Genomic DNA, 22,009 nt, shown 5'->3' on the forward strand with positions numbered 1-22,009 from the left:
ATGCTGCCCGATAGCGGCACGCTTCCTCCCGAGTCCGCGGCGCCAGCCGCCGCAGGGGCGACGTTAGCGGCGGCGCCGGTGATCCGGGTTGCCCTCGACACGCCCGCCGACGACTGCTTCGACTACCTCGCCATCGCCGGCATCGCGCCGGGAGACCTGGTGGTGGTGCCGTTTGGCCGCCGCAGCATGGTCGGCGTCGCGGTCGAATTCGCGCAAGACTCGGAGGTGCCTGTGGACAAGTTGCGCCCCGTGGCGCAACGGCTGGACTGGCTGCCGCCGCTGCAGCCCGACTGGATCGGGCTGGCAGGCTTTGCCGCGCGCTACTACCAGCGCCGCCTCGGCGAAGTGATGTTGCCGGCCTTGCCGCCCGCCCTGCGCGAGGCCGAAAGCTGGCCCAACCTGGCGCAGCGTGCCCGCACCGATGAATACCGCATGCTGCCGGGCCAGGCGGAGGCCTTGCTGGCGGCCGTGCCGCCCCGCGCCCGCAGCGTGCGCGCCCTGGCCCAGGCGTTGGCCGAGCGCGCCGCCACGGGCGCGCCGCTGTCCCTGGCGCAGGCGCGCGTCCTGTGTGCCGCGGCACCGTCGCGTCTGGCCGAATGGCAGGCCGCCGGCTGGATCGAGGCGCGGCGCACTGCGCGCACCCTGCTGCCGACCGATCCTTCGCAGACGCCATCGGTCGCACCGCCGCTGCATGACGAGCAGCGCGCCGCGGTGCAGGCCATTGCCGAGGCCGAGGGTTTTGCCCCGTTCCTGCTGCACGGCGTGACCGGCAGCGGCAAGACCGAGGTCTACCTGCATGCGATGCAGGCGGTGCTGGCGCGCGATCCGCAGGCGCAGGTGCTGATGCTGGTGCCGGAAATCAACCTGACACCGCAGCTGCAGGGCCGCATTGCCGCGCGCTTCCCGCAGTTGCCGCTGGCGGTGCTGCACAGCGGCCTGGCCGACCAGGAGCGCAGCCTGCAGTGGCTGGCGGCGCACCGCGGCGAGGCCCGCATCGTGCTGGGCACGCGCATGGCGGTGATGGCGTCGCTGCCGGCGCTGGCGCTGATCGTGGTCGACGAGGAGCACGACACCTCCTACAAGCAGCAGGAAGGGCTGCGCTACTCCGCGCGCGACCTGGCCGTGTGGCGCGCCAAGCAGCGCGGCATCGCGGTGGTGCTGGGTTCGGCCACGCCGTCGATGGAAACCTGGTGGCGGGCCGGGCAGGGCACCTACCGCAAGCTGGTGCTGCGCGAGCGTGCCCAGGCCGATGCGACGCTGCCGACGGTGCGGCTGGTCGACCTGAACCATGAGCGCCAGCGCCAGCGCGCCATGTTCGAGGGCCTGTCGGTACCGTTGCTGGAGGCCATCGACGCACGCCTGGCGCGCGGCGAGCAGAGCCTGCTGTTCCTGAACCGGCGCGGCTATGCGCCGGTGATCGCCTGCGACAGCTGCGGCTGGCTGTCGGGCTGCCCGCGCTGCTCGGCCTACCTGGTGCTGCACCGCCCCGAACGGCGCCTGCGCTGCCACCACTGCGGCCTCGAGGCGCCGGTGCCGCACCACTGCCCGGACTGCGGCAATGTCGATATCGCGCCGCTCGGGCGCGGCACCCAGCGCATCGAAGAAGCGCTGGCGGCGCGCTTTCCCCAGGCCCGCATCGCCCGCATCGATGCCGATTCCACGCGTCGCAAGGGCAGCGCGCAGGCCATGTTCGACGAGGTCCACGCGGGCGAGGTCGACATCCTGGTGGGCACGCAGATGGTGGCCAAGGGGCATGACTTCCAGCGCGTGACCCTGGTGGGCATCGTGCATCCGGACGCGGCCATGTTCAGCCATGACTTCCGCGCCGCCGAGCACCTGTTTGCGTCGCTGATGCAGGTGGCGGGGCGGGCCGGGCGGGCCGGGCTGCCGGGCGAGGTGCTGATCCAGACCCGCTATCCCGATACCCCGGCATTGCAGGCCCTGACGCGCCATGACTATGATGGATTCGCGGCCAGCCAGTTGCGCGAGCGGCGCCAGGCCGGGTTGCCCCCGTTCTGCTTCCAGGTGCTGGTCACGGCGGAACACGGGCAGCTGGAGCGGGCGCTGCAGTTCCTGGAGGCCGCACGCCGGCATGCCGAACAGTGCACCCTCGCGCCGGAAGTGCAACTGCATGACCCGGTGCCGATGTCGATGGTGCGGGTGTTCAACCGCGAGCGTGCGCAGATGCTGGTCGAAGCCACCGCGCGCCCGGTACTGCAACGGTTTGTGGCCGAGTGGGTACAGACTTTCGCAGAGGTTGGCACGGAGGCGAAGGGGGTGCGCTGGCAACTGGAAATCGACCCGTTGCGGATCTAACGGGGGCCGGCGATGTGGAGGGTGGTGCAACCTTTGAATCAGGGTTTTCGATAGGGTTGCACCAGGTTGCACCTTGGTGATTTTCGGGAGTAAGATCGCGCCAGCTCACAGGCTGCGGCCGGTCGCGCGCCCCTGCCTGTCGGCACGGACGAGGTAGCACCGGCGGCGGCTCCAGTCTTTCGGAGAATTGCCCGCAATGGCCACCACCACCCTCGGCGTCAAGCTCGATGACGCCTCGCGCGACCGCCTCAAGCGCGTTGCCCAATCCATCGACCGCACCCCGCACTGGCTGATCAAGCAGGCCATCTTCTGCTATCTCGAGCAGATCGAGCGCGGCCACCTGCCGTACGAATCCGGCACGGCCGGTGCCGAGGGCGAGACCAGCGACGGCGCGGATGCGCTGCATGGCGACGGCGTGCCGCAGCCATTCCTGGAATTCGCGCAAAGCATCCAGCCGCAGTCGGTGCTGCGCGCCGCCATCACCTCGGCCTATCGCCGCCCTGAAACCGATTGCGTGCCGGTGCTGCTGGAGCAGGCGCGCCTGCCGCAACAGCAGGCCGAGGCCGCGATCAAGATGGCCAAGGCATTGGCGACGCGCTTGCGCGAGCAGAAGGTCGGCACCGGTCGCGAAGGCCTGGTGCAGGGCCTGATCCAGGAGTTCTCGCTGTCGTCGCAGGAAGGCGTGGCGCTGATGTGCCTGGCCGAGGCGCTGCTGCGCATTCCCGACAAGGCCACGCGCGACGCGCTGATCCGCGACAAGATCAGCGGCGCCAACTGGCAGTCGCACTTGGGTCAGAGCCCGTCGCTGTTCGTCAACGCCGCCACCTGGGGCCTGCTGCTGACCGGCAAGCTGGTCGCCACCCATACCGAATCGGGCCTGACCCGCGCGCTCACGCGCATCATCGGCAAGGGCGGCGAGCCGCTGATCCGCAAGGGCGTGGACATGGCGATGCGCCTGATGGGCGAGCAGTTTGTCACCGGCGAGACCATTTCCGAGGCGCTGGCCAACGCGCGCCGCTACGAAGCCGAGGGTTTCCGCTACTCCTACGACATGCTGGGCGAGGCCGCCATGACCGAGGCCGATGCCGCGCGCTACCTGGCGTCGTACGAGCAGGCCATCCACGCCATCGGCCAGGCCTCGCGCGGCCGCGGCATCTATGAGGGCCCGGGCATCTCGATCAAGCTGTCGGCGCTGCACCCGCGCTACAGCCGCGCGCAGCACGAGCGCGTGGTGGGCGAGCTGTACGAGCGACTGAAGTCGCTGACGCTGCTGGCGCGCCAGTACGACATCGGCATCAATATCGACGCAGAAGAAGCCGACCGCCTCGAGATCTCGCTGGACCTGCTCGAGCGCCTGTGCTTCGAGCCCGAGCTGGCCGGCTGGAACGGCATCGGCTTCGTGGTGCAGGGCTACCAGAAGCGCTGCCCGTTCGTGATCGACTACCTGATCGACCTGGCCCGCCGCAGCCGCCACCGTCTGATGATCCGCCTGGTCAAGGGCGCCTACTGGGACAGCGAGATCAAGCGCGCCCAGGTGGAAGGGCTGGAAGGCTATCCGGTCTATACGCGCAAGGTCTACACCGATGTGTCGTACATCGCCTGCGCGCGCAAGCTGCTGTCGGTGCCGGACGCGATCTACCCGCAGTTCGCCACGCACAACGCGCACACGCTGTCGGCCATCTACCAGATCGCCGGCCACAGCTACTACCCGGGCCAGTATGAGTTCCAGTGCCTGCACGGCATGGGCGAGCCGCTGTACGACCAGGTGGTAGGCCCCACCGCCGACGGCAAGTTCAACCGGCCCTGCCGCATCTACGCGCCGGTCGGCACGCATGAAACGCTGCTGGCCTACCTGGTGCGCCGGCTGCTGGAGAACGGCGCCAACACTTCCTTCGTCAACCGCATCGCCGACGACACCATCTCGCTCGACGAGCTGGTTGCCGATCCGGTGGCCGTGGTCGAGGCCATGCACCGCGACGAAGGCGTGCTCGGCCTGCCGCATCCGCGCATTCCGTCGCCGCGCACGCTGTACGGCAAGAGCCGTCCGAACTCGGCCGGCATCGACCTGGCCAACGAACACCGGCTGGCGTCGCTGTCGTCGGCCTTGCTGGCGGGCACCAGCGAGCGCCAGGTTGCCGAGCCGATGCTGGGCGCCGACGTGCCGCGCTCGGCCGATGCCATCACCACGCCCGTGCTGAACCCCGCCGATCACCGCGATGTGGTCGGCCAGGTCATCGAAGCTAGCCAGGCCGACGTCGACGCCGCGCTGCAGGCCGCGGTCAAGGCCGCGCCGATCTGGCAGGCGACGCCGCCGGACGTGCGCGCGGCCGCGCTGGAACGCGCCGCCGACCTGATGGAAGCCCAGATGCAGTCGCTGATGGGCATCATCATGCGCGAAGCCGGCAAGACCTTCTCCAATGCCATCGCCGAAGTGCGCGAGGCGGTGGACTTCCTGCGCTACTACGCCGCCGAGGTGCGCCGCGGCTTCGACAACGAGACCCATCGCCCGCTGGGCCCGGTGGTCTGCATCAGCCCGTGGAACTTCCCGCTGGCGATCTTTACCGGCCAGGTCGCCGCCGCGCTGGCGGCGGGCAACCCGGTGCTGGCCAAGCCCGCCGAGCAGACTCCGCTGATCGCCGCGGCCGCGGTGAAGTTGCTGCGCGAGGCCGGCGTGCCGGCCGGCGCGGTGCAGCTGCTGCCGGGCCGCGGCGAGACCGTCGGCGCCGCGCTGGTGGGCGATGCCCGCGTCAAGGGCGTGATGTTCACCGGCTCGACCGAGGTCGCGCGCATCCTGCAGCGCAACGTCGCCGGGCGCCTGGACGCCGCCGGCCGCCCGATTCCGCTGATCGCGGAAACCGGCGGCCAGAACGCGATGGTCGTCGACTCGTCGGCGCTGGCCGAGCAGGTGGTCGGCGACGTGGTCAACTCCGCCTTCGACTCGGCCGGCCAGCGCTGCTCGGCGCTGCGCGTGCTGTGCCTGCAGGAGGACGTGGCCGACCGCGTGCTGGAAATGCTCAAGGGCGCGATGCAGGAACTGAACATGGGCAACCCGGATCGCCTGTCGACCGACGTCGGCCCGGTGATCGACGAAGAAGCGCGCGCCGGCATCGTGCGCCATATCGATGCGATGCGCGCCAAGGGCCGCCGTGTCCACCAGGCCGATCCCAACGCGGCGCAGGGCGCCAGCTGCCGCCATGGCACTTTCGTGCCGCCGACGCTGATCGAGCTGGACAGCATCGAGGAGCTCAAGCGCGAGGTCTTCGGCCCGGTGCTGCACGTGGTGCGTTTCCCGCGCGCGGCGCTGGACCACATGGTCAGCCAGATCAACGGCACCGGCTATGGCCTGACGCTGGGCATCCATACCCGCATCGACGAGACCATCTCGTTCATCGTCAGCCGGGCCCAGGTGGGCAACCTGTATGTGAACCGCAATATCGTCGGCGCGGTGGTGGGGGTGCAGCCATTCGGCGGCGAGGCGCTGTCGGGCACCGGTCCCAAGGCGGGCGGCCCGCTTTACCTGCACCGGCTGCTGTCGGTCTGTCCGCAGGACGCGGTGGCGCGCAGCGTGCGCGCGGCCGACGTCAATGCCGGCGCCGGCGGCGCCCAGACGGTGGGGCCCGACGACGATGCCGTGCGCGCCACCGAGGCCTTCCGCGAGTGGGCGCGCCGCGAGCTGCCCGAGGTGGCGGCCGCCTGCGAGCGCTTCGCCGAGGCCTCGGCCTCGGGCCTGGCGGTGACGCTGGCGGGCCCCACCGGCGAGCGCAACACCTACACCCTGCTGGCGCGCGAGCGGGTGCTGTGCCTGGCCGCGCAGGAGGCCGACCTGGCCCTGCAACTGGGCGCCGTGCTGACCGTCGGCGCCGAGGCCGTATGGCTGGAAAACCCTGTCGGCCGGGGGCTGTTTGCGCGCCTGCCTAAGGGCGTACAATCGCGCGTCCGCATGGTGGCCGACTGGACCGCGGCGGACACGGCAATCGATGCGGTGCTGCACCACGGCGATTCGGACCAGCTGCGCACGGTGTGCGAGCAGGTCGCGGCGCGTCCCGGTCCGATCATCGGCGTGCAGGGCCTGGCGCAGGGTGAACCGAACATTGCGCTCGACCGCCTGCTGATCGAGCGCTCGCTCTCGGTCAACACCGCTGCCGCGGGCGGCAATGCCAGTTTGATGACGATCGGCTGAGGCAACCCTCGGACGGCGTCATGTCGAAGCGCGCGGCGATGGCGGCGATCCCGCCGCGCCGCGCAGAGAAAGCACGGCGCGGCACTGCCAGGCCGCGCCGCAATACAACTGCCGGCAACGGCACCACATCGGCACCATTTGGGACCCAAGGAGATCTGATGAGCTCGACCTTCTACAAGACGGCAATGACCGTTGCCCTGACCCTGGCCGGCCTGACCGCCGCCTCCGCCGCGTTCGCGCAGGCGCAGGAAATCAAGCTGGGCTACGCCGGCCCGATGACCGGCGGCCAGGCCCAGTACGGCAAGGACATGCAGAACGGCATCGTCCTCGCGATCGAGGACATGAACGCCACCAAGCCCAAGATCGGCGGCAAGGAAGTCAAGTTCGTGCTGGTTTCCGAAGATGACCAGGCCGATCCCAAGACCGGTTCGGTGGTCGCGCAGAAGCTGGTCGACAACGGCATCCAGGGCATGCTGGGCCACTTCAACTCGGGCACCACCATCCCGGCATCGATGGTCTACAACCGCGCCGGCATTCCGCAGATCGCCATGGCGACCGCGCCGGAATACACCAAGCAGGGCTTCAAGACCACCTTCCGCATGATGACCTCCGACACCCAGCAGGGTTCGGTGATCGGCGCCTTCGTGGTGAAGAAGCTGGGCGCGAAGAACATCGCCGTCGTCGATGACCGCACCGCCTACGGCCAGGGCCTGGCCGACGAGTTCGAAAAGGCCGCCAAGGCCGCCGGCGGCAAGATCGTGCGCCGCGAGTTCACCAACGACAAGGCGGTCGACTTCAAGGCGGTGCTGACCAACATCAAGCGCAGCAACCCGGACATCATCTTCTACGGCGGCGCCGAGACCCAGTCCGCGCCGATGGCCAAGCAGGTCAAGGAACTGGGCATCAAGGCCCCGCTGGTATCGGGCGAAATGTCCAAGACCGACAACTTCCTGAAGCTCGCCGGTCCGGCCGCCGAAGGCACCGTGGTGTCGCTGGCCGGCCTGCCGCTGGACCAGATGCCCGGCGGCGCCGCGTACGAGAAGAAGTACGAGAAGCGCTTCGGCTCGAAGGTCCAGACCTATTCGCCTTACGCCTATGACGGCGCCACCGCGATGATGACGGCCATGGTCAAGGCCGGCTCGACCGACCCGGCGCGCTACCTGCCGGTGCTGGCCGCGACCAACATGCAGGGCGTGACCACCAAGACCCTGGCGTATGACGCGCGCGGCGACCTGAAGGACGGCGGCATCACGGTCTACAAGGTCGTGGGCGGCAAGTGGACGGTGCTGGAGACGGTGGGCGGCAAGTAAGCTGCCGGCCGCACCTGGCGCATGGGAAGAACGCTGCCTGCGGGCGGCGTTTTTCTTTTCCGGATGCCTGCGCGGGGGCCGGACCAAATCCCGATCCCCGCCATTGGCGCATAATCCCGCACTCGCACTTTTCAATCCATAGGAGCAGTACGTGTCCGAGCAGGAAGCCAGCTACGACCACGCCATCGGGCTAGCCAACCAGGGGCGCTTCGCCGAAGCGCTGCAGATTGCCGACCAGTTGTCGCTGGCGCGCCCCGAGGTGGTGGATTTCGTCACGCTGCGGGCGCGGCTGCACTTTGACAACGGCGATGCCAGCGCCGCGCTGGCGGTGCTGGACGAGGCGCTGGCGCGGCTCGACACGCTGCCGCTGCAGCCGCCGCACCGCTGGGTCTCGCGCGGCGTGATCGCGCACCGCTACGGCGCCATGCTGATGAGCCTGGGCCGCGATGCCGAGGCCCGTCCATGGCTGCACGAGGCCGCGCAGCGCAGCGGCCTGCTGACCGGCGAATGGGCCGCGCATTTCCACGCCGGCCTGGCGGCGCTGCGGCTGGGCGACATCGCCGGCGCCGCGCGCTACTGGTACGACCTGATGGTGCGCAACCCCGACCTGGGTGCCGACGATATCGCCCCGCTGGTGTCGGACTACATCGCCCGCACCGAGGCCGCCGGCGTGCCGGCGGAGCCGCTGATGCGGGTCTGCCTGGGCCGGGTCGCGCTGGACAACCCGCACCTGCTGGAGCTCGATGCCGCGGCCGGCGATGCCGTCGCTGCCGACCAGGCCGCGCGCGTGCTGGCCGAGCACCCGGACCACCCCGAGGCGCGCCGGCTCCGGGCCCCGCTGCGCCATGGCGTCGGTGACGTGCAAGGCGCGCTGGAAGACCTCGGCGTCTACCTGCGCCAGGTCCCGGACCCGCAGAGCCAGGTACGCGAGCTGGCCTGGCGCCACCAGCTGACGCAGCGCGGCGACGGCGCCGCCGCTGCCGAGCGCGAGCCGTGGCTGCGCTTCACGCTGACCGACCAGTCCGACGACGGCGCCGGCTACTACCGCGCTGCGATGGCGCTGGGCGAGTTCATCGACGAGGTGCCGGCCGCCGAGGCCGCGCTGCGCCCGCTGCTGGTGCAGGCCGGGCGCGCGGGCGTGGCGCGCTTCGACCGGTATTTCGCCACGGGCGAGGGCGATGCCGCCGGCCATGGCGGCAATGCCGACCCCCATGTCTATTCGCTGCTGTGCCGGCTGTTGGCGCGCAGCCTGCCGGCCGACGCCGCGCATGCCGACGAGCGCATCGCGCTGCACCGCCAGGGCATGGCCGCCAGCGAGTTCATCGAGCACTGGATCGACCTGCTCGATTGCCACGCCGACGCCGGCCAGCACCAGAAGGTGGCCGAGCTGGCGGGGGAGGTGCTTAACCGCTACCCGCTCGAGCGCAACCCGGCCGACGTGACCTGGGCCTTCAGCCGCATGATCGCTGCCTGGAAGGCGCTTGGCGGCGCCGAGCCGACCGAGGCCGCGCGCGCCGCCATGGCGCACATGGATGCGCGCCTGGACGCGCTGCCGGTGGAAGCCCGCAGCGAGGCCGCGCACCCGATGGCGCATGCGCGCGCCTACTATGCCGCGCTGCTGCAGGCGCGCATGGCCGGCATGGACGAGCACGACCGCACCGATGCATTGGCCGAGATCGAGACCCAGCAGCGGCGCGCGCTGCTGGTGGAAGATGCCTGGCTGTACAACCGTTTCGGCCAGGTCTGGCGCGACCTGGGCGAGCCCGAGCGCGCGCTGCCGCTGTTCGAGCGGGCGGTGGCGCTGACCGAGGGCGATCCGCAGGACCAGGCCGGACCGCGCGTGCAGCGCGGGCTGGTGCACAACGCCGCGCGCCGCCACGACGCGGCGCTGGCGGACTTCGTCGCGGCCTTCGCCGCGCGTGACGACTGGGACGCCGAGGTGTACCTGCGCGCGGTGCAGTCGGCGCTCGGCCAGGGGCAGCGCGAAGCCGCGCTGGGTTACTTCGACCAGGCGCGCGCTCGCGGTGCCGCGCAGGGCGCCACGCGCGTCCTGTATGGGCAGGTCGAGTCGGCGTTGAAAGCCACCCGCCCGGTATGGAAGGTGTGGGGCGTCTGAAACGTCTCTCGCGGCCCTGGAAACGGCTGAAGATGTAAGGTATGTAAAAAACGCCATCCGTAGATGGCGTTTTTTACGTGAAGATGACCGAAATAAGGCGCGCGTTTGGTGCGGTGTCGGACAATCACTGACATGGATTGTGAAGTGCTTACATTACCATGTCGCCATGAATGGACTGAGCCAACTTTTTCCTAGCCTCCCGCTCGCGCCTGGCGGCCTCTTCTGGGTCGGACTGGCCCTGGTCGGCGCCGGCCTGGCGGGCGAGCTGAGCCGGCGCTGGCTGCGCTGCCCGCGCATCGTCGGCTACGCCGCGGCGGGGCTGTGCGCCGGCATGCTGGGCCGCGGCATTGTCGACGAGAACATGATCAACCAGACCCGTATCCTGATCGATATGGCGCTGGCGCTGGCCTTGTTCGAACTCGGGCACCGGCTTTCGCTGACTTGGCTGCGCGCCAACCGCTGGCTGCTGCTGACCAGTGCCTTCGAAAGCCTGCTGACCTGGGGGCTGGTGGCGGCGGTGCTGCAGTGGATCGGCGCCTCGCCCGGCGTGGCCATCCTGGCCGGCGGCATCGCGGTCAGCACTTCGCCCACCATCGTGCTGCAGCTCAAGAACGAGCTGCGCGCCGACGGGCAGGTCACCGAGCGGTTGCTGGCCATGGCCGCGCTCAACAGCATCTATGCCGCCGCCATCGTGCAGGTCGCCACCGGGTGGCTGCATTCGGAATACGGCAACCTCGGCGCCGCGCTGCTGCACCCGCTGTACCTGCTGGTGGGCTCGTGCCTGCTGGCCTGGGTGGTAGGCAAGCTTGGCCATGCCATCTACGACCGCATGTCGGCCGACGACCACTACAGTTTCCTGGTGCTGGTGGGCCTGGTGCTGTTCACGCTGGCGCTGACCCGGGTACTAAAATTGTCGATGCCGCTGACACTGATGCTGGCAGGCGTGGTGTTCAAGCACCAGGACAACCAGCCGCACGTGTGGCCGCCGCATTTCGGCAGCGCCGGCAGCCTGCTGATCATCGTCATGGTGGTGTCGCTGGGCCTGCCGCTGACGGCGCAGGACTGGGCCGTGGGCGGCGTCTACGCCATCGCGCTGGTGGTGCTGCGCCACGCTGCCAAGCTGGCCGGGGTGGTGTCGCTGGGTTCGTTCTCCGGCCTGAGCCTGCGCCAGTGCATGGCGCTGGGGCTGGCGCTGGCGCCGATGTCGGGCCTGGCGTACCTGCTGATGCATGACGTGGCGCGCCTCTACCCGGGCACCGGGCAGCCGCTCGCAGCAATCATCCTGTGCGCGCTGGCTATCGAACAACTTTTCGGTCCCGTGATCGCGGCCTGGGCGCTGCGCTACGCAGGCGAAGTCCGCGTCGATATCCGGGCCAATGGAGGAGGGCGCTGATGTCGCTCGAACCGTTCAAGCAATCCGAGGCGCTGACCTTCGGCGTCGAGCTGGAGCTGCAGCTGGTCAACCGGCACGACTATGACCTGGCGCCGTTCGCGCCCGACCTGCTGCGTGCGCTCAAGGGCGCCGAGCATGCCGGCGACATCAAGCCCGAGATCAGTCCGTCGATGATCGAAATCAGCACCGGCATCTGCCACAGCTACCAGCAGGCGCTGCAGGAGCTGACCGTGATGCGCGACCTGATGGTGGCGGCGTCGCACTCGCTGAACCTGGGCATTGCCGGCGGCGGCACGCATCCGTTCCAGCAATGGTCCGACCGCACCATCTCCGATTCGCCGCGCTACCAGTACATCTCCGAGCTGTACGGCTACCTGGCCAAGCAGTTCACCGTGTTCGGCCAGCACGTGCATATCGGCTGCCCCAGCGCCGACGAATCGCTGTTCCTGCTGCACGCCATCGGCCGCTATGTGCCGCACTTCGTCGCGCTGGCGGCGTCTTCGCCGTATGTGCAGGGGGTCGATACCGGTTTTGCGTCGGCGCGGCTGAATTCGGTCGCGGCCTTTCCGATGAGCGGGCGCGCGCCGTTCCTGCTGACTTGGGATGCCTTCACCGCATACTTCGAGAAGATGCGCAACACCGGCGTGATCGAAAGCATGAAGGACTTCTATTGGGATATCCGTCCCAAGCCGGAGTTCGGCACCATCGAGGTCCGGGTGATGGACACGCCGCTGACGGTGCAGCGTGCCTGCGATATCGCCGCGTATATCCAGATGCTGGCGCGCTACCTGCTGCTGTCGCGCCCGTTCATGCCGCAGGAAGACGACTACCTGGTGTACACCTTCAACCGCTTCCAGGCCTGCCGCTTCGGGCTGGAGGGCGAGTACGTGCATCCCAACGAACTGACCCGCATGCCGATCGCGGACCACATCCTGTCGATCTGCGATGCACTGGTGCCACATGCCGAGGCGCTCGGCTCGCTCGAGGCGCTGGCCAATATCCGCGCGCTGGCCGAGCGCCGCGACGGCGATGCCCGCTGGCTGCGCCAGGTCGACGCGGAGGCGCGCAGCCAGCGCGAAACCGTGCGCAAGGCGTGTGACCGGTGGGCCTCCTGAGCCTGCACCGGGCCGCCCGCTGTCTTATTTGACGCTGTAGCCGCGCCCCTCCATGCAGGCACCCCAGGCCTGGTAATACGAGCCCATCGCCTGGCTGGTGTTGGCTGCAGCCTGCTGGTTGGCCGCATTTGCCTGACGGCGCGATTGGCGGTGCTGCATGCCGCCGGCGACCGTACCCGTTGCAGCGCCGATCGCCGCGCCCTTGCCGGCGTCGCCCGCAATCGCACCCGCCACGGCCCCTGCGGCGGCGCCGCCCGCCGCGCCCCGCACGCGCTGGCCACCTTGCGCCTGGGCCGGCGGCGGCGCGTTGGCCGCCTGGGCAGGATCCACGCCGCTCTGCTGCTTGGCCCAGCTGTAGCACGCGCCGTCGTCGCTGGCCTGCTGTTGCTGGCTCTGGCCCTTGGCCGGGTAGGCCACCGGCTTGTTCTGCGCCATGGCCTGGGCCGGCACCAGGGTGCAGGCCGCGGCCAGCGCGCCGAGCGCGAGATACGGCTTGCGAAGCAGGCGTTGGTTCATGTGGTGTTCCCCCAAGGATGTCGGCGCTGCAAGCGCTAAACGCACCGCCCGGTGGGCAAGCGGCAAGCCCGTTCTGTGAAGGCCAGTATTTGCGGCCCGCAGGGGTAAGTCAAATCAGCGTTTTGGCGGCGTGATGTTATTTTGTTTGTGTGGGAGGCGGGGCCAGCAGGAACGCAGTAGCGTCCTGCCACCAGGCCCGGTCCACGTGCCGGATCCAGTCGTTGTGGCCGGCCCCCTCGATCACCGTCAGCCGCCGCGGTTCGCCCAGCGACGCATGCAGCGCCTCGCCGTAGCGTGCCGGCACGATGGTGTCGCGTTCGGCCACCGCCACCATCACCGGGCGCCCGAAGCCCGCGAGGTTGGCGGCGCTGTCGTAGCGGTCGCGCAGGACCCAGCCTGCCGGCAGCCAGGGGTAATGGTGCGCGGCCAGATGGGACAGCCTGTCCCACGGCGTGATCAGCAGGACCCCGGCAACGTGCTCGCGCTGGCGCGCCGCCGCGGCCGCCGCGACGCCTGCCCCCAGCGATTCCCCGATCAGCAGCAGCGGCCCGTCGTACTGGCGCCGCGCCAGCGCAATCGATCGTTCCGCGTCGGCGACGAAGCTGCGCTCGCCCAGCGTGCCCGTGCGCGGTCCGTACCCGGGATACTCGGCCAGGATCACGCGGATGCCCAGCGGCGCCAGCGCGCTGGCGTAGTAGTCGCGATGCCCGGCATGTCCGGCGTTGCCGTGAAACACCATGGCGGTGGCCCGCACCGGGCCGGGCGGCTCGGCCACCAGTCCGCGGAAATCATCCGGACCCGGCCAGGCGCGCAGCCCGGACGAGACCAAGTCGTCGACCGACGCGCGTTCGGGAAAATAGAGGAAGTGGTCCTGCAGCATGGCGATCGCGGCAAGCCCGGCCACGGCCGCGGCCAGCCACCCCCACCGGCGCGTCCGCGCCGTCCGTGGCGGCGCCGATGGTGCCGTGGCGGCGGCGGGCGCGCTGGCCGGCATGGCCGTGTGTCCGTGGCGGCTAGGCGCCGGCGTACACCGGTTCGCAGCGCACCTCGGTCGTGACCGAGTTGGCGATAAAGCAGGCCTCGTGCGCGGCGTGGTGCAGGGCATCGAGCTGTTCGCGCGTCGGTTCATGCTCGCCGCCGAACGTGACCTGCGGGTGCAGCGTCACTACCGTCATCGCCATGCGCCCGTCGGCGTTCTTTTCCATCACACCGGTGGCGGCGTCCAGGTAGCGGTCGACGACCAGGCGCTGCTTTGCCGCCAGCGACAGGAACCACAGCATGTGGCAGCTGGACAGCGAGGCGATGAACATCTCTTCCGGGTCGACCGCGCTGGCGTCGGACATCGGCAGCGGCACCACATGGGGCGACGACGAGCCCGGCACTTCGGCGCCGCCGTCGAAGCGCAGCAGATGCCGGCGGCTGTAGCGGTTGCCGGCGAAATCCTGTCCGTCGCGTTGCCACAGGACTTCAGCGGTGTAGGTGGACATGCAGGGACTCCTGGGGTTGGGAAGGAATTCAGGCGCCGTGCGGCACGCTTTCGCCGTCGCGCAGGCCCAGGCGCTGGTTGGCGGGCACGGCGACATCGATCAGCTTGGGGCGCGGCAGGTTCAGGTTGCGCATCATCTCGACGAACTGCTCGCGCGTGCGGCCGGCGACGCGGCTGTTGTGCGCGCGCTCATGGCCGATGGTGGAGACGGTGCGGCCCTTGTAATCATGGGCCGGATAGACCAGCGTATCGTCGGGCAGCGCGAACAGCTTGCGGGTCAGGCTGTCGTACAGCGTGCCGGCGTCGCCCGACTGGAAATCGGTGCGGCCGCAGCCGTCGATCAGCAGCGCATCGCCGGTGAAGACGCGGCGCACGATGCCGTCGGCGGTGGCTTCTTCCCACAGGTAGCTCATGCTGCCGGCGGTGTGCCCGGGCGTATGGATGGCGCGCAGCACCTGCTTGCCGAAGGCGACGGTATCGCCGTCGATCAGCTGCTTGTGTGCGGGCTTGATGTCGCAGCCGGACGGCGCGGCGGTATGCGCGCCGGTCTGCAGGGCCAGGTGGCCGGCCGAGGTGATGTGGTCGGCATGGGCATGGGTCTCGATCACCCACACCAGGCGCGCCCCGGTCGCTTGCAGCCGTTGCAGGTCACGCTCCAGCTGGTGGTCGACCGGATCGATCAGCAGCGCGTCCCCGGTGGCGGCGTCGATCAGCAGGTAGGTGAAGGTGGACGAGGTCTCGTCGAACAGCTGGTGGAAGGTCTGCATGGCCGTCCTCTTGTTGTTTGGCCGGGGAACGCCGCCATGATACGCCGTGCCGCCGCTAGCACTCCACGATATTCACCGCCAGGCCACCGCGCGCCGTTTCCTTGTACTTGGTCTTCATGTCGGCGCCGGTTTCGCGCATGGTCTTGATCACCGAATCGAGCGACACGTAGTGCGTGCCGTCGCCGCGCAGCGCCATGCGCGCCGCGTTGACGGCCTTGACCGACGCCATCGCGTTGCGTTCGATGCACGGGATCTGCACCAGCCCGCCGACCGGGTCGCAGGTCAGGCCGAGGTTGTGCTCCATGCCGATCTCGGCGGCGTTCTCCACCTGTGCCGGGCTGCCGCCGGTGACCGCGGCGAGTGCGCCGGCCGCCATCGAGCAGGCCACGCCGACTTCGCCCTGGCAGCCGACCTCGGCGCCGGAGATCGACGCGTTGAGCTTGTACAGCAGCCCGATCGCCCCGGCAGTCAACAGGAAGTCGACCACGCCGTCGCGGTTGGCGCCAGGCACGAAGCGATCGTAGTAGTGCAGTACCGCGGGGATGATGCCGGCCGCGCCGTTGGTTGGCGCGGTGACCACGCGCCCGCCGGCGGCGTTCTCTTCATTGACGGCAATGGCGTACAGGTTGACCCAGTCCATCACCGAGAGCGGATCGGACAGGGTGCGCTCGGCGCGCTCGGTCAGGCTGCGGTACAGCTCGGGCGCGCGCCGCTTCACCTTGAACGGCCCCGGCAGTTCGCCGTCGGTGCGGCAGCCGCGCGCCACGCAGGCCTGCATCACGTCCCAGATATGCAGCAGGCCGTTGACCACGTCGGCCTCGCTGCGCCAGGTGAGCTCGTTTTCCAGCATCAGCCGGGCGATGCTCTTGCCGCTGGCGCTGGCCATCCCGAGCAGCTCCTTGCCGCTGCGGTACGGGTGTGGCAACTGCTGCGCGGCGTTGAGCACCTGCGTGTTGGGCGCGCCCGCGGTGACCACGAAGCCACCACCGACCGACAGGTAGCGCGCCTCGCGCAGCGTGGCGCCGCCGCCATCGAAGGCGTGGAACTTCATGCCGTTGGGATGCTCGGCCATGGCCTCGCGCCGGTAGAAGGCGATGTGCTCCTTCTCGACGAAGGGCACGAGGTGGCGACCCAGCAGCGACAGCTCGCGGGTCTTGCGCAGGGCCGACAGGCGCGTGTCGATGGAATCGGGATCGATGGTGTCGGGGGCCTCGCCCATCAGGCCGAGGATCACGCCCTTGTCGGTGCCGTGGCCCTTGCCGGTGGCGCCGAGCGAGCCATACAGCTCCACCCGCACGCTGCCGACTTGCGGCAGCAGCCCGTCGCGCTCCAGCCCCTGCGCGAACATCAGTGCCGCACGCATCGGGCCCATGGTGTGCGAGCTGGACGGGCCGATGCCCACCTTGAACAGATCGAATACGCTGACTGCCACGGACGGCCTCCAGTTTTGACGCCGGACCAGGCCGGCGGGCGCCGCGTTGCGCGGCGCCCTGAGTACAGCTTAGCTTCTGGCCGGGGTGCCGGCTCAGTCCACCACGTAGTCGCTGACCGGCACGCAGGCGCAGAACAGGTTGCGGTCACCGTACACATTGTCGGCGCGGCCGACCGGCGGCCAGTACTTCTGCGTGCGCAGCGAGGCCACCGGGTAGGCGGCTTCCTCGCGCGTGTACTGGTGGGGCCACTCGTTGGCGGTGACCACCGCGGCGGTGTGCGGGGCGTGCTTGAGCGGGTTGTCGTCGCGGTCGAAGGTGCCGTCGGCAACCCGGCCGATCTCCTGGCGGATCGCGATCATGGCATCGATGAAGCGGTCCAGTTCATGCAGCGCCTCGGACTCGGTCGGCTCGATCATCAGCGTGCCCGGCACCGGGAAGCTCATGGTCGGCGCGTGGAAGCCGTAGTCCATCAGGCGCTTGGCCACGTCTTCGTTGCTGATGCCGGTTTCCTTCTGCAGCGGGCGCAGATCCAGGATGCACTCGTGCGCGACCAGGTCATGCTGGCCGGTGTAGAGCACCGGGTAGTACGGCGCCAGGCGCTTGGCGACATAGTTGGCGGCCAGGATCGCGTTCTCGGTGGCCGCGGTCAGGCCGGCCGAGCCCATCATCGCGATATACATCCAGGAGATCGGCAGGATGCTGGCCGAGCCGAACGGTGCCGCCGACACGCCGCCGATGCCGCGCTCGTCGCGGCGATAGCCGACGCTGTCCTGGTTGGGCAGGAAGTCGGCCAGGTGCGCGCCGACCGCAACCGGGCCGACGCCCGGGCCGCCGCCGCCGTGCGGGATGCAGAAGGTCTTGTGCAGGTTCAGGTGCGACACGTCGCCGCCGAACTGCCCGGGCGCGGCGGTGCCGACCATCGCGTTCATGTTGGCGCCGTCCACATAGACCTGGCCGCCGTGCCGGTGCACGATCTCGCAGATCTGCTGCACGCCCTGCTCGAACACGCCGTGCGTGGAGGGGTAGGTGATCATGATCGCGGCGAGGTTCTGGCTGTGCTGCTCGGCTTTCTTCGCCAGGTCTTCCAGGTCGACGTTGCCGTTCTCGTCGCAGGCCACCACCACCACCTTCATGCCGGCCATCTGTGCCGAGGCCGGGTTGGTGCCGTGCGCCGACGACGGGATCAGGCAGATGTCGCGATGGCTCTCGCCGCGGCTGGCGTGGTAGGCGTGGATGATCAGCAGGCCCGCGTACTCGCCCTGCGAGCCGGCGTTGGGCTGCAGGCTGACCGCGGCATAGCCGGTGGCGGCGCACAGCATGGCCTCGAGCTGGTCGATCATCTCGCGGTAGCCGACGGTCTGGTCCAGCGGCGCGAACGGGTGGATCTGGCTGAACTCGGGCCAGGTCACCGGAATCATCTCGCTGGTCGCGTTCAGCTTCATCGTGCACGAGCCCAGCGGGATCATGGTGCGGTCCAGCGCCAGGTCCTTGTCGGCCAGCATGCGCAGGTAGCGCAGCATCTCGTGCTCGGCGTGGTGCGTGTTGAACACCGGGTGCGTCAGGTAGGCGCTGGTGCGCGCCAGCGCAGGCGGGAAGGCATCCTGCGCGGCGGCCTCGAGCTTGTCGAAGTCGACCTCGGCGGGCAGCGGCTTGCCTTGGGTAAAGATATCCCACAGCGCGATCACGTCGGCGCGAGTGGCGGTCTCGTCCAGCGAGATGCCGACGCGGGTGGCGCCGGCATGGCGCAGGTTGATGCCGCGCGCGGTCGCGGCGGCGTGGATCGCATCGGTGTTGAAGCCGGTTTCCAGCGTCAGCGTGTCGAAGAAGCTGGCATTGGTGCGCGCAAAGCCCAGTGCCTGCAGCCCGGCGGCCAGCGTCGCGGTCAGGCGATGCACGCGCTGCGCGATGCGCTTCAGGCCCTGCGGGCCGTGGTAGACCGCGTACATCGACGCCATCACCGCCAGCAGCACCTGCGCGGTGCAGATATTGGAGGTCGCCTTCTCGCGGCGGATATGCTGCTCGCGCGTCTGCAGCGCCAGGCGGTAGGCCTTGTTGCCCTGCGCGTCGATGGTGACGCCGACCAGGCGGCCCGGCATCGAGCGCTTGAACGCATCCTTCACCGCCATGTAGCCGGCGTGCGGGCCGCCGAAGCCCAGCGGCACGCCGAAGCGCTGCGAGTTGCCCACCGCCACGTCGGCGCCCCATTCGCCGGGCGCGGCGACCAGCGTCAGCGCCAGCAGGTCGGCGGCGGCGACCACCAGGCCGCCGGCGGCGTGCACGGCGTCGGCGATGGCGCGGTAGTCATTGATGTCGCCGTTCACGCCGGGGTACTGCAGCAGCACGCCGAAGGCGCCCGCGGTGGCAGCGTCGGCCGCGGGGCCGACCTTGACCTCGATGCCCAGCGGCAGCGCGCGCGTGCGTATCACTTCCAGCGTCTGCGGCAGCACGTCGTCGGCGACGAAGAAGATAGTCGAGTCGTGCTTGTTCACGCGCTGCAGCAGCGTCATCGCCTCGGCCGCGGCGGTGCCTTCGTCGAGCATCGACGCATTGGCGATATCCAGCCCGGTCAGGTCGGTGACCATCTGCTGGAAATTCAGCATCGCTTCCAGCCGGCCCTGCGAGATCTCGGGCTGGTAGGGCGTGTAGGCGGTGTACCAGGCCGGGTTCTCGAAGATATTGCGCAGGATGACGCCGGGCGTGATGGTATTGAAGTAGCCCTGGCCGATAAAGCTTTTCAGGACCTTGTTCTTGCCTGCCAGCGCGCGCAGTTTCGCCAGTGCGGCCTCTTCGCTCAGCGGCTCGGTGAACTCGCCCATCGGCATGCCGTCGCGGCGGCGGATGGCGGCGGGGATGACGGCGTCGATCAGCGCGGCGCGGCTGTCATAGCCGAGCACCTTCAGCATGTGCTGCTGTTCGGGGGTATCGGGGCCGATATGGCGGGCGGCGAAGGCGTCGCGCGCCTCCAGTTCGGCCAGCGTGGGCCGGTTTGCTTGGGCGGCGTTCATGGACAGCGGGGTGGGCAGCGGGGCGTTCATGGGCAAGAACCTCGTGGGGGGCGCCGGCGGCAGGTGGTCAGCCGTGCCGCGGCGCCGCGAATGCGGGGTGCCGGTCCCTTGGCGCGGGACCGGCGGGCGATCAGGCGCCGACGCTGGCCTTGTAGGCGTCGGCCGACATCAGGCCGTTGACGTCGTCGCCGTTGGCCGGCTTGAGCTTGAACAGCCACGCATCGAAGGCGTCGGCGTTGACGCTTTCCGGCGCCGCGGTGGCGGCTTCGTTGACGGCGATCACTTCGCCGGCCACGGGTGCGTAGATGTCGGACGCGGCCTTCACCGATTCCACCACGGCCAGCGCGTCGCCGGCACCGACCGACTTGCCCACCTCGGGCAGTTCCAGGAAGACGATGTCGCCCAGCGCGTCCTGGGCGTGGTCGGTGATGCCGATGGTGAGCGTGCCATCGGCTTCGACGCGCACCCACTCATGCGACTCGGTGTACTTGAGGTCAGCGGGGAAATTCATGAAGGTTCTCCGGATTCAGATCTGTTTCTTGTTTGGGTGATGCCTGCCCGGCAACGCTGCCGGCAGGCGAGGGCGACCGTTGGTGAGCGGGGCTTTCCCTTAGCTCACGAGTGCCTTGCCATGACGCACAAACGGCAGTTTAACCACAGTCGCGTTGAGTTTGCGGTCGCGGATCTCGACCTGCACGGTGTCGCCCACGTTCACGCCGTGGGGCAGGCGCGCGAAAGCGATCGATTGCGACAGCGAGGGGCTGAAGGTGCCGCTGGTGATTTCACCGTCACCGGCTGGGGTGATGACCTTCTGATGGGCGCGCAGCACGCCGCCTTTGTCACGCAGGATCAGGCCGAGGAACTGCTGGCGCGAACCGGCCGCAGCCAGCGCCGCCTTGCCGGTGAAGTCGCGCTCGCTCTGCAGGTCGACGGTCCACGCCAGGCCCGCGTCCAGCGGCGAGACCTTGATATCCATGTCCTGGCCGTACAGGTTCATGCCGGCTTCCAGGCGCAGCGTGTCGCGCGCGCCCAGGCCGGCCGGGCGCACGCCCGCGGCATTCAGTTTTTCCCACAGCCCGGCGACGCTGGCGGCCGGCACCACCAGCTCGAAGCCGTCTTCGCCGGTGTAGCCGGTGCGCGCCACCATCACTTCGCCGAGGGCGGGGTCCTGCACCACCACGGCGTTGAACGGCTTGAGCGCATCGGAAGGCTGGGTCGACGGGAAGGTGCTCCACACCTTGGCGCGGGCGTTGGGCCCTTGCACCGCGACGATCGCCAGCGGCTGCACGCCCGCGGGCGCAACGTCCTCGCGGCGCGGCGTGATGGTCACGCCGCTGCCGGTGGCGTCGTTGCGGGCGCGGATCCAGTCGATATCGCCCACCGCGGTGCCGGCGTTGACCACCAGGCGGAAACGGTCCTCGGCGAAGAAATAGACGATCAGGTCATCGATGACACCGCCGTTTTCGTCGAGCATGCAGGAATAGAGTGCCTTGCCGGGGGTCTGCAGCTTGTCGACGTTGTTGGCCAGCAGGCCGCGCAGGAAGCTGCGGGTATTGGCACCGGCGAGATCGACCACGCACATGTGCGAGACGTCGAACATGCCGGCGTCGCTGCGCACGGCGTTGTGCTCTTCAATCTGCGAGCCATAGTTGACCGGCATGTCCCAGCCGCCGAAGTCGACCATGCGGGCGCCGAGGGCGCGGTGGATAGCGTTGAGGGGCGTGGCCTGGAGCGTCATGGAATCCTCGGGGGCAGTCTCGGTTGGCGAAAACAAAAAAGGGTCATCCGCCGCAACCTTCGCTACGCCAAGATGGCAAGCGATCCGCTGCGGCGGATGACCCCTCTGTCCTCGATACCTGAGAGATTACGAGGCGGATCCCATGATCCCTTCCTCGCGCGCCCCTTCGGTGGGCACGCTCGCCACGAATGGCGGGTGCCGCTCTCCAGAGTGCGGCATGCATCGTGTGCATGTTGCATGCCGATCCGACCGGTCCGTGGTGCCTGAGAGTTTTCGGGTGATACCCCTTCGGCGGCGCAGGCGATGCGCGCTCTCCCGGTCGGATGCGCGCAATGTACGGGAGGCCCCGGCCTTTGTCAAACCACGGCAGAGGCCCGCCGTACCTACCGCTGCGCGGTGTGGCCTTACTTCTTCTTGTCGTCGGTGACGACGTTGCCGATCACGCCGCCAACGGCCGCGCCACCCAGCGTACCCAGCGCGCTGCCGTCGGTCAGGACGGCGCCGCCCACCGCGCCGGCACCGGCGCCGATGGCGGTGTTACGTTGTTTCGGGGTCATGTCCGCGCAACCGGCAAAGGCCGCGACCGTCATGCCGATCAGGGTCACCTTGGTCAAAGTTTGCATGGTTTTCATTG

General features: G+C 69.3%; 15 protein-coding genes and 2 riboswitches. Of the genes, 6 read left to right on the forward strand and 9 right to left on the reverse strand.

The window, feature by feature from the left end:
* The 6 genes from FHX60_RS25080 to FHX60_RS25105 all read left to right on the forward strand — a co-directional run bounded on the left by FHX60_RS25080 (nucleotide 1) and on the right by FHX60_RS25105 (nucleotide 12,430).
* On the forward strand, nucleotides 1-2,316 hold the full coding sequence (locus FHX60_RS25080) for a primosomal protein N' (RefSeq protein WP_221210139.1): 2,316 nt from the start codon (nucleotides 1-3) through the stop codon (nucleotides 2,314-2,316).
* A gap of 196 nt (nucleotides 2,317-2,512) precedes the next feature.
* Nucleotides 2,513-6,496: a trifunctional transcriptional regulator/proline dehydrogenase/L-glutamate gamma-semialdehyde dehydrogenase gene (gene putA, locus FHX60_RS25085; RefSeq protein ID WP_183284972.1), complete on the forward strand. Its 3,984-nt coding sequence runs from the start codon at nucleotides 2,513-2,515 to the stop codon at nucleotides 6,494-6,496.
* A 158-nt stretch (nucleotides 6,497-6,654) separates the two neighbouring features.
* A complete protein-coding gene (locus tag FHX60_RS25090) occupies nucleotides 6,655-7,806 on the forward strand; it encodes a branched-chain amino acid ABC transporter substrate-binding protein (RefSeq protein ID WP_183284973.1) in 1,152 nt (383 codons plus the stop codon).
* A 151-nt stretch (nucleotides 7,807-7,957) separates the two neighbouring features.
* Nucleotides 7,958-9,922, forward strand: a complete 1,965-nt coding sequence (locus FHX60_RS25095; protein WP_183284974.1) for a tetratricopeptide repeat protein — start codon at nucleotides 7,958-7,960, stop codon at nucleotides 9,920-9,922.
* Nucleotides 9,923-10,088: 166 nt separating this feature from the next.
* Complete coding sequence (locus tag FHX60_RS25100; RefSeq protein ID WP_183284975.1) at nucleotides 10,089-11,315, forward strand: cation:proton antiporter; 1,227 nt, start codon at nucleotides 10,089-10,091, stop codon at nucleotides 11,313-11,315.
* Complete coding sequence (locus FHX60_RS25105; protein WP_112777029.1) at nucleotides 11,315-12,430, forward strand: YbdK family carboxylate-amine ligase; 1,116 nt, start codon at nucleotides 11,315-11,317, stop codon at nucleotides 12,428-12,430. Before FHX60_RS25100 ends, FHX60_RS25105 begins: the two co-directional genes overlap by 1 nt.
* A 24-nt stretch (nucleotides 12,431-12,454) precedes the next feature.
* Here FHX60_RS25105 and FHX60_RS25110 read toward each other — a convergent pair whose 3' ends face one another.
* From FHX60_RS25110 to FHX60_RS25150, 9 genes are all read right to left on the reverse strand, one after another.
* The gene (locus FHX60_RS25110) at nucleotides 12,455-12,946 is read right to left on the reverse strand and encodes a glycine zipper family protein (RefSeq protein ID WP_183284976.1); all 492 of its coding nucleotides are present in this window, start codon (nucleotides 12,944-12,946) and stop codon (nucleotides 12,455-12,457) included.
* A 136-nt stretch (nucleotides 12,947-13,082) separates the two neighbouring features.
* Entirely contained in the window at nucleotides 13,083-13,940 is an 858-nt protein-coding gene (locus tag FHX60_RS25115; RefSeq protein WP_183284977.1) for an alpha/beta hydrolase, read from the reverse strand.
* A 19-nt stretch (nucleotides 13,941-13,959) separates the two neighbouring features.
* Nucleotides 13,960-14,433 (reverse strand): OsmC family protein, encoded by a 474-nt coding sequence (locus FHX60_RS25120; RefSeq protein ID WP_183284978.1) that lies wholly within the window; start codon nucleotides 14,431-14,433, stop codon nucleotides 13,960-13,962.
* 28 nt (nucleotides 14,434-14,461) lie between these two features.
* A complete protein-coding gene (locus tag FHX60_RS25125; protein WP_183284979.1) occupies nucleotides 14,462-15,199 on the reverse strand; it encodes an MBL fold metallo-hydrolase in 738 nt (245 codons plus the stop codon).
* 55 nt (nucleotides 15,200-15,254) lie between these two features.
* Nucleotides 15,255-16,631 carry an L-serine ammonia-lyase gene (locus tag FHX60_RS25130; RefSeq protein WP_183284980.1) on the reverse strand — a complete coding sequence of 459 codons (1,377 nt, stop codon included), beginning with the start codon at nucleotides 16,629-16,631 and terminating at the stop codon, nucleotides 15,255-15,257.
* Nucleotides 16,632-16,724: 93 nt separating this feature from the next.
* Nucleotides 16,725-19,667 carry an aminomethyl-transferring glycine dehydrogenase gene (gene gcvP, locus FHX60_RS25135; protein ID WP_183284981.1) on the reverse strand — a complete coding sequence of 981 codons (2,943 nt, stop codon included), beginning with the start codon at nucleotides 19,665-19,667 and terminating at the stop codon, nucleotides 16,725-16,727.
* Between the two features lie 100 nt (nucleotides 19,668-19,767).
* Nucleotides 19,768-20,148, reverse strand: a complete 381-nt coding sequence (gcvH, locus tag FHX60_RS25140) for a glycine cleavage system protein GcvH (RefSeq protein WP_010812169.1) — start codon at nucleotides 20,146-20,148, stop codon at nucleotides 19,768-19,770.
* Between the two features lie 99 nt (nucleotides 20,149-20,247).
* Nucleotides 20,248-21,375 (reverse strand): glycine cleavage system aminomethyltransferase GcvT, encoded by a 1,128-nt coding sequence (gcvT, locus tag FHX60_RS25145; protein ID WP_183284982.1) that lies wholly within the window; start codon nucleotides 21,373-21,375, stop codon nucleotides 20,248-20,250.
* A gap of 95 nt (nucleotides 21,376-21,470) precedes the next feature.
* Nucleotides 21,471-21,594: riboswitch (glycine riboswitch) on the reverse strand.
* 21 nt (nucleotides 21,595-21,615) lie between these two features.
* Nucleotides 21,616-21,703: riboswitch (glycine riboswitch) on the reverse strand.
* A gap of 76 nt (nucleotides 21,704-21,779) precedes the next feature.
* Entirely contained in the window at nucleotides 21,780-22,007 is a 228-nt protein-coding gene (locus FHX60_RS25150) for a YMGG-like glycine zipper-containing protein (RefSeq protein ID WP_112777037.1), read from the reverse strand.
* Nucleotides 22,008-22,009: the final 2 nt, after the last annotated feature.

Source organism: Cupriavidus alkaliphilus (assembly GCF_014191175.1).
Classification (GTDB): domain Bacteria; phylum Pseudomonadota; class Gammaproteobacteria; order Burkholderiales; family Burkholderiaceae; genus Cupriavidus; species Cupriavidus alkaliphilus.

Coding starts and splice junctions, on each gene's coding strand:
- FHX60_RS25080 (WP_221210139.1), top strand. CDS start 1: ATGCTGCCCGATAGCGGCACGCTTCCTCCCGAGTCCGCGGCGCCAGCC.
- gcvP (WP_183284981.1), bottom strand. CDS start 19,667: ATGAACGCCCCGCTGCCCACCCCGCTGTCCATGAACGCCGCCCAAGCA.
- FHX60_RS25090 (WP_183284973.1), top strand. CDS start 6,655: ATGAGCTCGACCTTCTACAAGACGGCAATGACCGTTGCCCTGACCCTG.
- FHX60_RS25150 (WP_112777037.1), bottom strand. CDS start 22,007: ATGAAAACCATGCAAACTTTGACCAAGGTGACCCTGATCGGCATGACG.
- FHX60_RS25105 (WP_112777029.1), top strand. CDS start 11,315: ATGTCGCTCGAACCGTTCAAGCAATCCGAGGCGCTGACCTTCGGCGTC.
- putA (WP_183284972.1), top strand. CDS start 2,513: ATGGCCACCACCACCCTCGGCGTCAAGCTCGATGACGCCTCGCGCGAC.
- gcvT (WP_183284982.1), bottom strand. CDS start 21,375: ATGACGCTCCAGGCCACGCCCCTCAACGCTATCCACCGCGCCCTCGGC.
- FHX60_RS25125 (WP_183284979.1), bottom strand. CDS start 15,199: ATGCAGACCTTCCACCAGCTGTTCGACGAGACCTCGTCCACCTTCACC.
- gcvH (WP_010812169.1), bottom strand. CDS start 20,148: ATGAATTTCCCCGCTGACCTCAAGTACACCGAGTCGCATGAGTGGGTG.
- FHX60_RS25120 (WP_183284978.1), bottom strand. CDS start 14,433: ATGTCCACCTACACCGCTGAAGTCCTGTGGCAACGCGACGGACAGGAT.
- FHX60_RS25110 (WP_183284976.1), bottom strand. CDS start 12,946: ATGAACCAACGCCTGCTTCGCAAGCCGTATCTCGCGCTCGGCGCGCTG.
- FHX60_RS25115 (WP_183284977.1), bottom strand. CDS start 13,940: ATGCCGGCCAGCGCGCCCGCCGCCGCCACGGCACCATCGGCGCCGCCA.
- FHX60_RS25100 (WP_183284975.1), top strand. CDS start 10,089: ATGAATGGACTGAGCCAACTTTTTCCTAGCCTCCCGCTCGCGCCTGGC.